Origin of the sequence: Pseudomonas sp. DVZ6 (assembly GCF_024259445.1) — a bacterium.
Classification (GTDB): domain Bacteria; phylum Pseudomonadota; class Gammaproteobacteria; order Pseudomonadales; family Pseudomonadaceae; genus Aquipseudomonas; species Aquipseudomonas peradeniyensis.
On the sequence record NZ_JANCLM010000041.1, the window covers coordinates 1 to 14,788 of the forward strand.

Here is a 14,788-nt window from a genome sequence, read left to right on the forward strand (position 1 = left end):
CTGGTCAGGGTGTAGCTGGCCAGGGAGGTGCGCACCTCGTCGATGCCGCCACCGGCCTGCTCGAACACGCCGGCCGCGCCATGCAGGTAGTACACGTCGTTGCCGGCACCACCGGCGAAGCTCTTGCTCGAACCCGTCGCCTGCATGATGAAGGTGTCGTTCTGACTGCTGCCGATGACACTGTACATGCCGGTGAACTTGTCGCCCTCGGCATCGCCGCCCTGGCCCTTGCCGCCGGTGTTGTCGATGGTGATCGTCACCGACTGGTCGGACAGCGAATAGTCCATCGTGTCGTTCAGGCCGCCATTGAAGGTCTGCGCGCGCGCATCGCTGATGAAGGTGTCGGCGTAGTTCGAACCCTGGAACACCTCGATGCTTTCAAAGGTATCGCCAGCGGCGATACCGGTATGCACGCCGGTCTTGAAGTTCAGGGTAATGCCGGCACTGGCATCGGTGTACGACACGGTGTCGTTGCCCGCACCACCGATGAAGCGATCGGCACCCGCGCCACCGTATAGCGTGTCGTTACCATCACCGCCATTGATGATGTCATCGCCACCCTTGCCAAAAATCTGATCGTCCGCGCTGGTACCGACCAGATTGTCGGCGCCTTCGGTTCCCTGGATAACAGCCATGTCTACTGATTCCTTGCCAATGGTTGAACAATCCCTGCATGACAGCGCCCACCCTCCGGTCGACGCTCATCCTTCCCTGAATGCCCGTTGCGCATGGTCGCCTACTGGCTTGAGCAGATAGGACAGCACGGTGCGATGACCCGTCTGGATCATCGACTCCACCGGCATGCCCGGCACCAGCGTGAGGCCGTCCAGCTTGCGCTGCTCGGCCTTGTCGATATGAATGCCGGCGCGGTAGAAGCCGAGCCCGCTCTGCGGGTCGGTCACCAGGTCGGCGGAGAGACGCACCACCCGCCCGAGCACTTCGGGGGTGGTCGCGCGATTGAACGCACTGAAGCGCAGCAACGCCTCCTGGCCGAGCACGACCTGATCGATGTCCTGCGGGCTGATGCGCGCCTCGACCAACAGTTCGTCGTCCAGCGGGACGATCTGCATCAGGGTCTCGGCCGGCGAGATCACACCGCCCACGGTGTGTACCGCCAACTGCTGGACCCGCCCGGCACTGGGCGCCAGCACTTCTATGCGCTTGAGCTGGTCGGCCGCAGCGACCTCGCGCTCCACCCATTCGCCCTGCTGCGCCATCAGGTCACGCAGCTCGCCGGAAACCTGTTCGCGGAACCGCTGGTCCACCTGCAACAGCTCCAGACGGGTTTCGGCAATGCGCGCCCGCGCCTCGGCGATGGCCGCGACCAACTGGCCACGTTCGCCCTGCAGGCGAGCGATGCCGCGGGCCAGGGCATTGACCCGGTCGAGGGTCATCAGGCCCTTCTTCTGCAAGATCTTGACGGCCTGGTATTCCTCATCAATCAGGCGGATTTCCTCGCCCTTGGTGCGCTGCTGCAGGTCATGACCGGCGATGGTCTGGGTCAGTTGCTCGATACGCTCGCGCAATTGCTGCTTCTGCCCGTCCCGTGACTGGCGGCGGTCGACGAACAACTGCCGCTCACTGGCCAGCACCGCCTGCACCTGCGCCTCACCCTCGCGCGCGACAAGCCGTGACGGCGTGTCCACCTGCGCCAGGCCATCGCGCTCCGCCTCGAGCCGAGCCTGACGCGCCAAGGCCTGGTCAAGGGCCTTGGCGACGATGGCATGACTGGCCTCCTGCAAGGTCGCGTCCAGTCGCAGCAACACGTCACCGGCCTGCACCGATTGCCCCTCGCCAACCAGCAATTGCGCCACCACGCCACCACTGGGATGCTGGACCTTCTTCACGCTGTCCTGCACCGCCACCGCCCCCGGCGCAATCACCGCACCGGCCAGTTCAGTGACGGCCGACCACGTCAGCGCGCCGCCCAGCAACACCACCACGACCCCGGCACCGGCCCACAGGCGGCCACGCAGCGAACGCAGCAGCCCCTGCTCATCATCGATCCGCATCATGCCTGCACACCTCCCTTGACCACTCGCGGCTCGGCGAGCGTCACCGGTCGCGCCAGCACGGTATCGCGCGGGCCAAATGCCGCCTGCGCCCCCTGCTCAAGCACCAGTACCTGGTCCATCACCGCCAGCAGCCCGGAACGGTGGGCGATGGCCACCACCACCCCGCCGCGCGCCTTGACGCCCTCGATCGCCCGGGCCAACGCCCGTTCGCCCTCGGCATCAAGGTTGGCATTGGGCTCGTCGAGCACCACCAGGAACGGCTCGCCATACAACGCACGGGCAAGGCCGATACGCTGGCGCTGCCCTGCCGAAAGATTGACGCCGCCCTCGCCGACCGGCGTGTCGTAGCCCTGCGGGAGTTGCAGGATCAACTCGTGCACGCCGGCCTGACGCGCCGCCGCGACAATCGCCGCGGCATCGGCCTGCGGATCCAGACGCGCGATGTTCTGCCCCACGCTCGCCTCGAACAGATCGACGCTCTGCGGCAGGTAACCGGTCATGACCGCCCGCGCCGCATCCGGCCAGAGCTCCAGTGCCGCGCCATCCAGGCAGACCTGGCCGCGCAGCGCCGGCCACGCGCCGACCAAGGCCCGCGCCAGCGACGACTTGCCCGAGGCGCTGGGGCCGATCACCGCCAGCGAGCCGCCGGCAGCCAGGCTGAAATTCACCCCTTGCAGCACCAGCCGCTGCACGCCCGGCGGCGCCACACACAGGCCGCTCACCAGCAGCTGGCTGCGAGCAGTCGGCAGCGCAGTCCTGTGCGCGGGTGCCGGAAAGATCGCCAGCACGCCGCGCAACTGCTGCCAGGCAAATCGCGCGGACACCAGGCTGCGCCATGTGCCAATGATCTGCTCGGCCGGGGCCAGGGTGCGGGCAACGATGATCGAGGCGGCGACAATCGCACCGCCGCTGAGATCGCCCCCGATCACCAACCAGGCACCCACACCCAGGGACGCCGATTGCACCAACTGGCGCAGGGCCTTGGTGATCCCGCCATAGAAGCTGCCGACATCGGCGCTGCGCCGCTGCAACGTGGCGTACTGCTCCTGCAGCACCTGCCAACGTGCAGCGGCACGCTCGGTCATGCCCATCGCGGCGAGCACTTCGGCACCACCATGGGCCTGCTGGCCCAGGCGATTGCGCTGGCTGGCCAGTATCGCGCTGTCGCGCATGGCCTGGTGCGTGCCACGGTCGGTGAGCCAGGTCAGCAGTACCATCAGCACGATCATGCCCAACGCCAGCCAGCCCAGTGATGGATGGATGTAGAAGCTGACCGCGAGGTACACCGGCATCCACGGCAGGTCGAAGAACGCCATGAGCCCGGGGCCGGCGATGAAGGCGCGGATCTGTTCGAGTTCCTGGGCGGGCTTGAGCGGATCCTGGTCCAGGGCGATCTTCAGCGGCGTGCCGGCGATGATCCTGAACACCTGCGTCGAAAGCGCTCCGTCCACAGCTCCAGCGATACGCGACATGACCCGCGAGCGAATGATGTCGAGCACGGCGAACACCAGGTACGCACCCGCCACCAGCAGCCCCAGCGCCACCAAGGTGGGCAGGCTGCGACTGGGGATGACCCGGTCATAGACCTCGAGCATGAACAGGGGGCCGATCAACGCCAGCAGGTTGATCACACCAGAGAACAGGGCTGCGCCGACCAGGCCCTTTTTCAAGGCCACGCGAAGCGGCGCCGGCAGCACGCGCGCGCCAGTATCCTTACTGCTTTTCAAGAGTTCCGATCCTTGGAAAATGACGCTTGCCAGCCACTCGAACGAATGGAATGACGCGGATCATACCTGAAGCAAATCCGCCAATCGATGGCCTCAAGCCATCAATTTTTGCCTTGGGTCAAAGCGACCTGCAACCGGCATTGTCGAACGGCCCGGCAAAGCGTTTCCAGCCCTCGCCAGGTGACCATTGCGAACACACCAGACGCCCATCGGCCTGGCTCTCCCAGCGCCACCAGGGGGCCATCGCGGCCTGCGCCTGGAGCAGGCAGAGCGCCGCAACAGCGGCAGCGACCAACTTTTTCATGGAGCCTCTCCTCGAAAACGACGAACCCCTTCGTGCAAAGGGGTTCGTCGACAAACGCTCAGCCAGCGACCATCAGGTCATCTGGATGGTGGTCTGCATGATGGTGCTTTCAGTGGAGATGGTCTTGGCGTTGGCCTGATAGAAGCTCTGCGCCTTGATCAGCTCGACCAGCTCCTTGGTCAGGTTGACGTTGGAAGCCTCCAGCGAGTTGGACTCCACCGAGCCCAGGGTGCCAGTTTTTGGCGCGTCGATACCTGGAATACCCGAGGAGAAGGTTTCCTTCCAGCGGGTACCGCCGACCTGCTGCAGGCCCTGCTCGTTGGCGAAGCTGGCAATGGCTACCTGGCCGATGGCGCGGGACTGCTGGTTGCTGAAACTGGCGAACATCACGCCGGTGGAGTCGATCGACAGGTTCGACAGGACACCCGTGGCATAACCGTCCTGGGACTGCGAGCTGCGCGCGGTCTCGAGGTTGTAGGAGGTGGTGCTGTTCATCGACAGACGCATGCCGTCGGCGTTACCCACCGAGCCGTTGGAACCCCAGTTGCCCGCGGCGTCCTTGGCGGCCGGGATCCAGCCCTTCATGGTGAAGGTGTTGTTGACCACACTCCAGTCGAACGCTCCCACCGGCGTGGTCGGCACGTTGTCGGGGCTGGCGGTCATGGCCTTGACGCTGCCATCGGGGTTGAAGTCGATGTTGCCAATGAGCGGCGTGGTCTTGCTCGGATCGTAAGGGTTGCGACCTTCCACCAGGGTGTACATGGTCCACTGGTTCTCGCCGGTCTTGCGGTAGAACTGCTCCATGACGTGTTCGTTGCCCTGGCTGTCGTACACCTTGGTCGGGAACGACTTGGTGTAGGTGCTCTGATCCTTCGGGTCGAACGGCTTGTTCGGCACCATCACGGGCGGCGTGGAATTGTCCGGGACCTGCAGCGGAATGTCGGGGGCCGAGGAGTTCAGGTTGATGCCCTGATCGATCAGGGTGGTCGCCTTCGGCGCCATTGCCGAGGTATCGATCCGCAGGTCGGTCAGCACGCCCTTCATGATCTTGCCATTGGCATCGACCCCATAGCCCTGCAGACCCAGGCCATCGGAGGTGACGACATAGCCGTCCTTGTTGGTCTGGAACGCACCGGCGCGGGTGTAGCTCAGCGAGCCGTTGTCGGACAGGACGAAGAAGCCCTGGCCCTGGATGCCCATGTCCAGCACGTTGCCGGTGTTGTTGACGTCGCCCTGGCCGAACTGCTGGGAAACCGTGGCCAGGCGCACGCCGTTGCCGACCTGGTTCTTGCCCACGCCCAGGCGGTTGGCGCCAGCGTAGACGTCGGCGAACTCGGCGCGCGACGACTTGAAGCCGACGGTCTCGGAGTTGGCGATGTTGTTGCCGGTGACGTCCAGCTTCTTGTTGGCTGCGTACAGACCGCTAAGGCCGATATTGAAAGACATGCATTCACTCCTTATGCCGTGCTAGCGGCCTTAGATTCCGATGGTTTGTACTTTGGAGATGCCCAGCTTGCCGATCCCGGCAAGGTTGAGCATCATCTCGCCGCCGTTCTGGAAGCTGACACTGGTGACCTTGGCCGGCAGCATCGTGTACATCTCCTGCGACTTGCCGTCGACAGTGGTGGTGGCGGTGAAGGTATAGGTACCCGCCTCGACTTTCTCGCCCTTGTCGTTGGTGCCGTCCCAGATGAAATCGGCGGTGCCTTTCTTCTGCTCGCCCAACTGGATGGTCTTGACCACGTTGCCATCCTTGTCCTTGATGGTCACCTTGCCGTCGGTGATGTTCTGCGGCACGACCACCTGGCCATTGAGGCTTTCCTTCGGATCGAAGAGGGCCTTGTCGTTCTGCACGATCACCGAACGCCCTACCAGGGAGGAGGCCTGCAGCGCCTGGGACGAGCCCATGCCGCTGATGATCGAGTTGACCGAGCTGTTCAGGGTCTGGATGCCTTCCAGGCTGCTGAACTGCGCCAGCTGGGCGATGAACTGACCGTTGTCCTGGGGATCCAGCGGGTTCTGGTGCTGCATCTGGGTGACCAGCAGCTTGAGAAACGCATCCTTGCCCAGCGCATTCTTGTCGACAGGCTCGGTGGTGGTTTTCTTGGTGCCGGTGCTGACCCCGGATTTTGTCAGCACATCATTGAGGTTCACGCTGGGGTTTTCGACTGCCATGGTCGGGATTCCTTATCACTGACCCAGGGTCAGTACTTTCTGCATCATGGTCTTGGCGGTGTTCATCAGCTCGGCGTTGGTCTGGAACGCACGGCTGGCGGAGATCATGTCGGCCATCTCCTCGACCACGTTGACATTCGGGTAGTAGACGTAGCCGTCCTTGTTCGCCGACGGATGATTGGGCTCGTAACGGGCCTCGAGGTTGCTCTGGTCCTCGATGATGCCCTTGACCTGGACGCCCTGCCCGGCCTCGCCCTGCTCCTCGAACAGCGACTGGCCCATGCCGTTCTGCGCGTTCTGGAAGGTGGTGGCGAACACCGGATGGCGGGCGCGGTAGGTCTGGTCGATGCTCGAGGACACCGTCTCGGCGTTGGCGATGTTCGAGGCAACGGTGTTCAGGCGCGTGTTCTGCGCGCTCATGCCGCTACCGGCGATGTTGAAGACACTGGCAAGGGACATGGTCACTCTCCACGCAGGGCCGATACCAGCCCTTTGAATTTACTGTTGAGCAGGGTGAAGCTGGCCTGGAAGCCAACGGCGTTTTCCGCGTAGTTCGACTGCTCGATCTGCGCATCCACGGTGTTCTGGTCGATCGACGGCTGCATCGGCGTACGGTACTGCAGGGTGTCGTCCATCATCGCCAGGCCTTCGGCCTCGATGTGGCGGTTGTTGGTACGGTCCAGGGCGATGCGCCCCTTCTGCTGCTTGTCGGCCTCGGCGGCGAGTACCGACGAGAAGTCCATGTCACGCGCCTTGTAGTTGGGCGTGTCGGCGTTGGCGATGTTATTGGCCAGCACCTCGGCACGCTGGGCGCGGAAGCCCAATGCCTTTTCGTGGATGCCAAGCGCCTTGTCGAAGCTGATGCTCATATCGGGGAAACCTTCAAAGGTTGACCAGAGTTTCGTTGGCTTAGGCTTTAGCAAGGGCTGTGCCAACCAGCGCAACCCCAGTAAACCGGGGGCTACCCAGGTATCAGGGCGCTGGTGATGCCAGAAAAGCGGCAAAGTGCTTCCGCCACACCACCACCAAGCGGCAATTGGCAGGCGGCAAAAGCGGCAAAACAAAAAATTGACGTCAAACAACAATGCCAATCTGCCATCATCCACGGTAGCATTCGCCCCCCCCGCGCATTGTCGTGGCGAAAAGCCCCAGCCGTTACGGTCATACGCCCGCATGGATGCGCACTGCTTGCTCTACGATTTCAAAGGAACGAAACCGTGCCACCGCTTAACGCACGCAAGACCCTCCTGGCCCTTTTGATCGGCGCCAGCCCCCTGCCCTCGCTGGCCGAGACCATTCAACTGACCGATGCCGGCCACGCCGAGCAGAACCAGAGCCACCCCGCAGACCTCGAATTCACTGGCAGCTACACCGGCCTGCGACGTGACGCGATCAATCTCGCCAATACCCGCGTGATGGGCGACCTGGTCTTCAACAGTGCCATCAACGACAACGACCAGCGCACGGTCGACATGGTCAACCGCAGCGACGGCATCCGCCTGGCCAACAGCAGCATCGGCGGCTACCTGTACAATCGCGGCAACGTGAAAACCACCAGCCTCGATGGCGCGGCCTTGCGCCTGCAAGGCACCCTGGTAGACGGCGATCTCACCAACGAGGGAAGCCTCAGGGTCGGCACCGGCATCTCCTACTTCAATGGCGGGCCGACCTACGGCATCGACCTGTCCAGCCCGAGCGGCGCCACTGTCCTGCACGGCGATGTGATCAACGCCGATGGCGCGAGCATCACCGTCGAAGGCAGGGACGCACGCGGCATCAACCTGGCGGGCGCCAGCCTGGAAGGCAAGGTCGTCAACCGCGGCAACATCGATGTATCCGGCCCTGGCGCCGTTGCCATCAGTGCCACTGCAGGCACCAGCAACCGGCCCACCATCCTGGCCGGCATCGAGAATACCGGTCGGATCTTCGCCAGTGACCAGGCCATCGCGCTCGACGGCGCCACCCTGGTCGACAGCATGGACCGCCACCTGGTCAACAGCGGCAGGATCACAGCCACCACAACCGCCATCCGTATCGGCAACACCGCCTTCGACGGCACAGGCTTGTCGGCCTGGTACAAGGCCAACGGCGCACTGAACATCTTCAACAGCGGGACGATCTGGGGCAACACCGCCATCGACGCCACCGCCAGCAACCGCCCGGTCGAGTTGATCCTGCGCCAGGGCAGCAAGGTCTACGGCGACCTTGTCGGCCTGGCCAACATCGAGGTCGAAGGCGACAGCACCTATGGCGTCGCCTACGGCCCCCCCGGCAGCAACAGCATCCGCCTGGCAAACGGTGGCTGGATCGATGTGGGCGACAGCAGCGAGCCACCCACTACCTTCACCCTGCACAGCCTTCACACCACCCTCGACGGCAACCTGAGGATTGCCGACAACTCGGCGCTGGGCCTGTGGCTGGCAAGCAGTACCGACCCGAACACGGCGGTGCTCAAGGTCAGCGGCATCGCCGAGTTCGCCCAGAACGCGCGGATCCTGCTGGAGCCGGAGGACACCGACTTCGAGGCCAGCGGCAGCCGCTACCTGCTGCTCGAGGCCGGCCAGGTGCAGGTCCTCGACGCCAACGGCCTGCAGGTCAACGCCAAGCCCCAGGTCGCCAGCACCTCGGCCATGCTCAACGTGCTGAGCAGCACGCTCGATGACAACAAGGTCTACGTCACCGTCAGCACCAAGCCGACCGAGGACCTTGAGCAGATCGTCGCGCAACAGGGTGGCGACAGCAATGCACAGCGTGCCCTGGGCAACCTGGCCGAAGCCGGCCTGCTGGCACGCCTGGGCAACCAGGACCCACTGTTCCTCGCCGCCGCCAGCGCCGACGAAGCGCAACTGACCAGGCTCGCCGAGCAACTGGCGCCGGACGTCAGCGACGGCGCGCGCCAGGCCGCCCTGGCCAGCCAGCGCCTGATCGGCAACGCCATCGACAACCGCTCCAGCAGCCTGCACGCCCCTCGCGCCGACGAGGCACGCCGCGCCTCCGGCGTGTGGATGCAGTCGCTGTACAGCGACGCCAGCCAGCAACAACGCGACGGCATTGCCGGCTACAACGCCTACAGCCGCGGCGTGGCGGTCGGTGCCGATGGCCAGCTGGACGACCAGCTCACCCTCGGCGCGGCCTACAGCTTCATCGACACCGACATCAACGGCAAACGCGGCAACAAGACCCAGGTACAGAGCCACGCCTTCTCGCTGTATGGCAGCTACACCCTGGACAACTACTTCGTCGATGCCAGCCTGACCTACGGCTTCAACGACAACCAAGGCAAGCGCGAGATCGCCGGCACCCGGGCCAAGTCGGACTATGACAGCAACCTGCTGGGCCTGAACCTGGTGGGCGGCTATAGCTGGCAGCCGGATCCGCGACTGCTGGTCGAGCCGCGCCTGGCGGCGCGCTACAGCCGCGTCGACATCGACAGCTTCAACGAGAAAGGCTCGTCGGCCGCACTCAAGGTCGAGGCGCAGCGCTACGAGGCCATCGAGCTGGGCGCCGGCGTGCGCGTGGCCAGCCAACTGCCGCTTGGCGCCGGCATCCTGGAGCCGCAGCTGAAAGTCATGGCCTACCACGACTTTGCCGCGGATCCTGTGCAGAACACCGCGACCTTCGTGCTGGGCACCACGCCGTTCGTCAGCCATGGCGCCAGCGTGGCGCGCAACAGCTACGAGGCCGGGCTGGGGGCTGACTACAAGCTGGGAGCGGTGAGCGTCGGCGTCAGCTATGACTACATGGGCAAGTCGGGCTTCGATGCCGACGTGTTCTCGGCCAGGTTGCGCTACGCGTTCTGACACGCCATCGCAGACTATTCCACCTTGAAAACCAACCCTTTCAAGGTGTTCGACGCCAGAGCTATAGCGCCTATCAGACCGAGCGCCGCGCGGGCGGCGCTCGGTTTTATAGGCGCTGCAAAGGTTGCGGCGAACACTTGGTGGCCCTCACTCGGTCAATAATCTTCGCACCCAAAGACCTTGAAAGGGATGACCTTGAAAACAAAAAGGCCGGTATCGCAGGATACCGGCCTTTTTTCGCCCAGCCTTACTTGGCCTGGTAGATGATCCCCGGGCTGCACTGGACCATCTGGTAATGGTCAGGCAGGCCGTTGAGCGCCTCGGACGCCCCCAGGAACAGATAGCCACCGGGCTTGAGGGTGCCGTGAATGCGCATGAGGATGTCCTTCTTGACCTGGGCCGAGAAGTAGATCAGCACGTTGCGGCAGAACACGATGTCGAACTTGCCCAGCGGCGCATAGCTGTCGAGCAGGTTGTACGAACGGAACTCGACACGGCTGCGGATCGGCGACTTGATCGCCCAGCGCCCCGGACCCTTGGGGTCGAAGTAGCGCTGCAGGCGCTCCTGCGACAAGCCGCGGGCGATGGCCAGGCTATCGTACTCGCCGGTCTTGCAGTTGTTGAGCATGGCGCCCGACAGGTCGGTGGCGACGATCTGCGCACCCATCTTCAGCTGGCCGAGGTTGGTGCGCTCGAACTCGTCGATCGACATCGAGATCGAGTACGGCTCCTGACCGGACGAACAGGCCGCCGACCAGATGCGCAGGCGCTGGCCCGGGTTGTTCTTGATGAACTCCGGGATCACCTTGCTCTTGAGCACCTCGAACGGGTAGGTGTCGCGAAACCACAGCGTCTCGTTGGTGGTCATGGCATCGACCACCTGCTCGCGCAGACCACTGCGTGGCTGGGTCTGGATGCGCTGTACCAGCTCGCCCAGCGACTTGATGCCCTGTTGCTCCATCAGCTTGTTGAGACGGCTGGAGACCAGGTACTGCTTATTCTCGCCCAGCAGGATGCCACAGGCTTTCTCCAGGAAGACCCGGAACTGTTCGAAATCCAAATTACCCGTAGACAATGCTGCCGCCTCTTCTTAAATCGCTAGCGCCGGGGACGGGCCCCGGCCGTTTCAATGACTTGCCTTGATCCGGTCGACCACGCGCTGGGCGAGGTCATCCGGCCTGAACTTGGCCAGGAAGTCATCGGCACCGACTTTCTTGACCATCGCCTGGTTGAATACCCCGGACAGCGAAGTATGCAGGCAGATGTGCAGTTTTTGCATGCGCGGATCGCTGCGGATCTCCGCCGTGAGGGTATAGCCGTCCATTTCCGGCATTTCAATATCCGAAATCATCATGAGGAACTCCTCCTCCGGACGCTTGCCCTCGTCCACCAGCTTGCGCAGGTAATCCAGGGCCTGGCGACCATCGTTGAGCGCCACCACCTCGACCCCCACCGTCTGCAGGCAACGGCTCACCTGCTTGCGCGCCACCGACGAGTCATCGACCGTCAGCACCCGCAGCATCACCGCCTTGTCCTGCACCTCGGCATCGATCACGCCATCGGACACCGACTCGGACGAAGGCGCCACCTCGGCCAGCACCTTCTCCACATCGATGATCTCGACCATGCGGTTGTCGACCCGGGTCACGGCTGTCAGGTAGTGATCGCGTCCGGTACCCTTGGGTGGCGGATGGATCTCTTCCCAGTTCATGTTGACGATGCGCTCGACCGAATGCACCAGGAAGCCCTGGGTCTTGGTGTTGTACTCGGTAATGATCACGAAACTGTTGCGCGTTTCTTCCTTCAGCTGCGGAAGGCCGGTGGCCATCGACAGGTCCAGGATCGGGATGGTAGCCCCCCGAATGTTAGCCACGCCGCGCACCACCGGATGGGACCTGGGCAGCAGCGTCAGGTCCGGGCACTGCAGCACCTCCCGTACCTTGAACACATTGATGCCGTAGAGCTGATCGCCATTGAGGCGAAACAACAGCAGCTCCAGGCGATTCTGCCCCACCAGTTGCGTGCGCTGGTTGACCGAATCCATCACTCCAGCCATGCCAGACTCCTTCAACGATTGCCTATGTACCGAATCGGCACGGGCTTTGCTTTTTTGAACGCCATGTACACGAAAACGACAAATTTCCGACGACTGACGCGCCTGTTGACCGGCTCACTGGCCGCCCTGTGCCTGCTGGCACCCGGCATTCGTACGTTGGCGGACTCTTTTACCTTGCCTGAACAGCTTATCGGTGTCACTCAGGGGTTTCTTGAATTCACCGTGGAGGACTACCTGGCGACCACCCAGACCCCGGGCCGCTACGAGATCCAGGTCAACAACCTCGACCCACGCCTGCGCATGCCGCTGTGCAGCCAGCAGCTGGACGCCTCGCTGGAAGGTTCGACGCCCCTGGGGCGGGTTACGGTACGGGTCCGCTGCGACGGCACGGCGCCCTGGACGGTATTCGTCCCAGCCCAGGTGCGCCTGATGCGCGACGTGGTGGTCATGACTCGCCCCCTGAAACGTGAAAGCGTGGTGGGTGAAGGCGATGTGGCCTTGCGCGAACGCGATGTGGGCACCCTCGGCGTCGGCTACCTGACCCAGCTTGACCAGGCCGTGGGCTTGAAGCTGTTGCGCCCCACTGTGCTCGACCAGGTGCTGACGCAACAGCACCTGGAGCAGGCCGATGTGGTGCGCAAGGGCGATCACGTGGTGATCATCGCCCGCAGCGGCAGCCTGAGCGTGCGCATGCCCGGCGAGGCCCTGGACAAAGGTGGCCTGCAGACGCAGATCCGGGTACGCAACCTGAACTCCAAACGCGTGGTCAAGGCCCGCGTCACGGGCCCGGGGCAGGTCGAGGTGGCCATGTAGGGCTGCACTGCGTCGGGATAGTGACGCAACGCTGGCGATGTGGAACCGCGCCCCCTAAACTGTGTCACAGATCGGGTTGCGCACGTGTGCCGAGAGGCGGTGATGCATTCACGCCTAAAGTTTTGCTCGGGTAGGCCGAAAGCAAGGCATGCGTCCTAATTCCCAGGGGTTCTGAACATGGTCATCGACTTCAGTCGTCTCAACAACTCTCCGTCCGTCACGGGCGGCGTTCGCGGCAATGCCGCGCCGGGCAACGCCGATAAAGCCGGCGAGGCCAGCGCAGCGCCCAAGCACGCCAGTGTCAGCGGAGAAGCGGTACACCTGAGCCCAGAGGCCCAGCAATTGCAGAAGATCAGCGACAAGCTGCGCGATCAGCCGACCGTCAACAGCGCCCGCGTGGCCGAGTTGAAACAGGCCATCGCGGACGGCAGCTACAAGGTCGATGCCGACCGGGTCGCCAGCAAACTGCTTGATTTCGAAGCCCAGCGCTGACCTCCAGGGGCGCTGACTTCAAGGACGCAAAACGCCAAGAGTTAGCCATGCACGACATCACCCTGCTGCAACTGATCGAAGACGACATCGCGCCGACCCAGGAACTGCTCGACCTTCTGCAAAAGGAGGCAGTTTCCCTGCATGGCCGGGAAATCATGGCGCTGGAGCATATCCTTGCCCGCAAGCAGTCGCTGGTCGTGCTGCTCGAGCAGCAGGGACAACGGCGCAACCAGTTGCTCATCGATCTCGGCCTCAGCGCCGACCGCGCAGGCGTGCAGGCGGTGGCCGACCAGTCGCCCAACGGCGAACTCATCATGCAGCAGCTCAATGAGCTCACCCAACTGATGGATGCCTGCCAGAAGGTCAACGAGAACAACGGCCGGATCATCCAGATGCAGCAGTACGCCACGGCCAACCAGATCAGAATCCTCATGGGCGGCGACTCGCCGTCGCTCTATGACAGCCGCGGCGCCACCTCGCCAATGGACAAGCCCAGGGCCATCGGCCAAGTCTGATTGACCCTGATCAAGGCACGGAACATACTGGCATAATGCCGTTACTTGCGTGTGCCGTATTCGCCTGGAGATTGATTACCTGTGTTCAATGAATCCGATGCTCCCCAGCCACCAAAGGTGCTGAGCACCCCTTTGGAGATCACGGCCAACTTGCGCCAACTGCTGGAGAGCCACGACCCGCTGATCATCAGCTTCCATGAGCGCAGCCAGCGGTTTCAAAGCTACGTGGTGCATGTCGACCGGGACAGCGGCGTCCTGGCGCTGGATGAAATGATCCCCCGCGACGGTGAGAAGTACATCGAGAACGGCGAACCGTTCCGTGTCGAAGGCTTCCATGACGGTGTGCGTATCGCCTGGGAATCCAACACGGCGCTGACCATCGGCGAGATCGACGGCCACCGCTGCTACCGTGGCCCGCTGCCCGAGGAAGTGACTTACCACCAGCGCCGCAACGCCTTCCGCGCCGCGCTGAAGCTGTCGCAACTGGTCGACATCGTCCTCGACGGCGCCCACCTCAAGGGCAACGGCGCCCTGCGCGGCAAGCTGCTGGACATTTCCGCCACCGGCTGCAAGCTGCGCTTCGACGGCAACGTCGAGGACCGCCTGCAACTGGGCCAGGTCTACGAGCGCTTCAAGGCCAGCAACCCACTGGGGCTGACCGACACCCTGGTCGAACTGCGCCACCTACACTTCGAGGAGCGTATCAACACCACCTTCGCCGGGGTGCGCTTCCATAACCTCAACGGTCAGGCGCAGCGCAAGATCGAGAGTTTCGTCTATCAACTGCAGCGCGAGGCGCGGCGGTTCGACAAAGACGACTATTGAGCGTCAGCAGGGCACGAAAACGCCACCCCACGGGTTAATGCCAGGCAGTTAGCGCTTGATCGCACT

15 protein-coding genes are annotated in these 14,788 nt (G+C 63.5%); 5 read left to right on the top strand and 10 right to left on the bottom strand.

Annotated elements, in window-relative coordinates; translation table 11 throughout:
* The 8 genes from NMG10_RS25980 to flgB all read right to left on the bottom strand — a co-directional run.
* The coding region (locus NMG10_RS25980; protein WP_368044648.1) for a calcium-binding protein at window positions 1–635 on the bottom strand (635 nt) is incomplete at its 3' end.
* Window positions 636–701: 66 nt separating this feature from the next.
* Entirely contained in the window at window positions 702–2,015 is a 1,314-nt protein-coding gene (locus NMG10_RS21215; RefSeq protein ID WP_254465080.1) for an HlyD family type I secretion periplasmic adaptor subunit, read from the bottom strand.
* Window positions 2,012–3,742: a type I secretion system permease/ATPase gene (locus tag NMG10_RS21220; protein WP_232857535.1), complete on the bottom strand. Its 1,731-nt coding sequence runs from the start codon at window positions 3,740–3,742 to the stop codon at window positions 2,012–2,014. The genes NMG10_RS21215 and NMG10_RS21220 overlap by 4 nt, the downstream gene beginning before the upstream one ends.
* Before the next feature lie 118 nt (window positions 3,743–3,860).
* Window positions 3,861–4,046 (bottom strand): hypothetical protein, encoded by a 186-nt coding sequence (locus NMG10_RS21225; protein ID WP_050706708.1) that lies wholly within the window; start codon window positions 4,044–4,046, stop codon window positions 3,861–3,863.
* Between the two features lie 72 nt (window positions 4,047–4,118).
* Complete coding sequence (gene flgE / locus NMG10_RS21230; RefSeq protein WP_203651599.1) at window positions 4,119–5,492, bottom strand: flagellar hook protein FlgE; 1,374 nt, start codon at window positions 5,490–5,492, stop codon at window positions 4,119–4,121.
* Window positions 5,493–5,522: 30 nt separating this feature from the next.
* On the bottom strand, window positions 5,523–6,221 hold the full coding sequence (flgD, locus tag NMG10_RS21235) for a flagellar hook assembly protein FlgD (RefSeq protein WP_186735515.1): 699 nt from the start codon (window positions 6,219–6,221) through the stop codon (window positions 5,523–5,525).
* A 15-nt stretch (window positions 6,222–6,236) separates the two neighbouring features.
* Window positions 6,237–6,680, bottom strand: coding sequence for a flagellar basal body rod protein FlgC (gene flgC / locus NMG10_RS21240; RefSeq protein WP_198743001.1), 444 nt, complete (start codon window positions 6,678–6,680; stop codon window positions 6,237–6,239).
* 2 nt (window positions 6,681–6,682) lie between these two features.
* On the bottom strand, window positions 6,683–7,090 hold the full coding sequence (gene flgB / locus NMG10_RS21245) for a flagellar basal body rod protein FlgB (protein WP_203651598.1): 408 nt from the start codon (window positions 7,088–7,090) through the stop codon (window positions 6,683–6,685).
* Between the two features lie 348 nt (window positions 7,091–7,438).
* On the opposite strand from flgB, the gene NMG10_RS21250 reads away from it, so the two are divergent.
* Entirely contained in the window at window positions 7,439–10,021 is a 2,583-nt protein-coding gene (locus tag NMG10_RS21250) for an autotransporter outer membrane beta-barrel domain-containing protein (RefSeq protein WP_254465081.1), read from the top strand.
* A gap of 247 nt (window positions 10,022–10,268) precedes the next feature.
* Here the strand turns inward: NMG10_RS21250 and cheR are convergent, their stop codons facing one another.
* Together cheR and NMG10_RS21260 are read right to left on the bottom strand one after the other, a co-directional pair.
* Window positions 10,269–11,096: a protein-glutamate O-methyltransferase CheR gene (gene cheR / locus NMG10_RS21255; RefSeq protein ID WP_050706713.1), complete on the bottom strand. Its 828-nt coding sequence runs from the start codon at window positions 11,094–11,096 to the stop codon at window positions 10,269–10,271.
* A gap of 51 nt (window positions 11,097–11,147) precedes the next feature.
* The gene (locus NMG10_RS21260; protein ID WP_050706714.1) at window positions 11,148–12,077 is read right to left on the bottom strand and encodes a chemotaxis protein CheV; all 930 of its coding nucleotides are present in this window, start codon (window positions 12,075–12,077) and stop codon (window positions 11,148–11,150) included.
* Window positions 12,078–12,140: 63 nt separating this feature from the next.
* On the opposite strand from NMG10_RS21260, the gene flgA reads away from it, so the two are divergent.
* The 4 genes from flgA to NMG10_RS21280 all read left to right on the top strand — a co-directional run bounded on the left by flgA (window position 12,141) and on the right by NMG10_RS21280 (window position 14,722).
* Window positions 12,141–12,890 (top strand): flagellar basal body P-ring formation chaperone FlgA, encoded by a 750-nt coding sequence (flgA, locus tag NMG10_RS21265; protein WP_186714868.1) that lies wholly within the window; start codon window positions 12,141–12,143, stop codon window positions 12,888–12,890.
* Between the two features lie 177 nt (window positions 12,891–13,067).
* Window positions 13,068–13,382 carry a flagellar biosynthesis anti-sigma factor FlgM gene (gene flgM / locus NMG10_RS21270; protein WP_203651596.1) on the top strand — a complete coding sequence of 105 codons (315 nt, stop codon included), beginning with the start codon at window positions 13,068–13,070 and terminating at the stop codon, window positions 13,380–13,382.
* Between the two features lie 47 nt (window positions 13,383–13,429).
* Window positions 13,430–13,897 carry a flagella synthesis protein FlgN gene (locus tag NMG10_RS21275; RefSeq protein WP_186735519.1) on the top strand — a complete coding sequence of 156 codons (468 nt, stop codon included), beginning with the start codon at window positions 13,430–13,432 and terminating at the stop codon, window positions 13,895–13,897.
* Between the two features lie 81 nt (window positions 13,898–13,978).
* A complete protein-coding gene (locus tag NMG10_RS21280; protein ID WP_232857533.1) occupies window positions 13,979–14,722 on the top strand; it encodes a flagellar brake protein in 744 nt (247 codons plus the stop codon).
* Window positions 14,723–14,788: the final 66 nt, after the last annotated feature.